This is a genomic window from Pseudomonas sp. TAE6080, assembly GCF_018732265.1.
Classification (GTDB): Bacteria; Pseudomonadota; Gammaproteobacteria; order Pseudomonadales; family Pseudomonadaceae; genus Aquipseudomonas; species Aquipseudomonas brenneri.
Genome location: NZ_JAHIDY010000099.1, coordinates 1 through 650, shown reverse-complemented (window position 1 = coordinate 650; position 650 = coordinate 1). Strand labels below are relative to the sequence as shown.

Sequence of the window (650 nt, the reverse complement as noted above, 5' to 3'; positions counted from 1 at the left end):
CGAAAGATCTTAACCAACCGCTCTTTAACAACTGAATCAAGCAATTCGTGTGGGTGCTTGTGGAGTCAGACTGATAGTCAACAAGATTATCAGCATCACAAGTTACTCCGCGAGAAATCAAAGATGTAACCAACGATTGCTGAGCCAAGTTTAGGGTTTCTTAAAAACCCAAAGATGTTTGAACTGAAGAGTTTGATCATGGCTCAGATTGAACGCTGGCGGCAGGCCTAACACATGCAAGTCGAGCGGTAGAGAGAAGCTTGCTTCTCTTGAGAGCGGCGGACGGGTGAGTAATGCCTAGGAATCTGCCTGGTAGTGGGGGATAACGTTCGGAAACGGACGCTAATACCGCATACGTCCTACGGGAGAAAGCAGGGGACCTTCGGGCCTTGCGCTATCAGATGAGCCTAGGTCGGATTAGCTAGTTGGTGGGGTAATGGCTCACCAAGGCGACGATCCGTAACTGGTCTGAGAGGATGATCAGTCACACTGGAACTGAGACACGGTCCAGACTCCTACGGGAGGCAGCAGTGGGGAATATTGGACAATGGGCGAAAGCCTGATCCAGCCATGCCGCGTGTGTGAAGAAGGTCTTCGGATTGTAAAGCACTTTAAGTTGGGAGGAAGGGCAGTAAATTAATACTTTGCTG

General features: G+C 49.7%; 1 rRNA gene. It reads left to right on the top strand.

What is annotated here, in order from left to right:
- Positions 1-180: 180 nt before the first annotated feature.
- A 16S ribosomal RNA gene (locus KL786_RS29285) occupies positions 181-650 on the top strand; the annotation flags it as partial.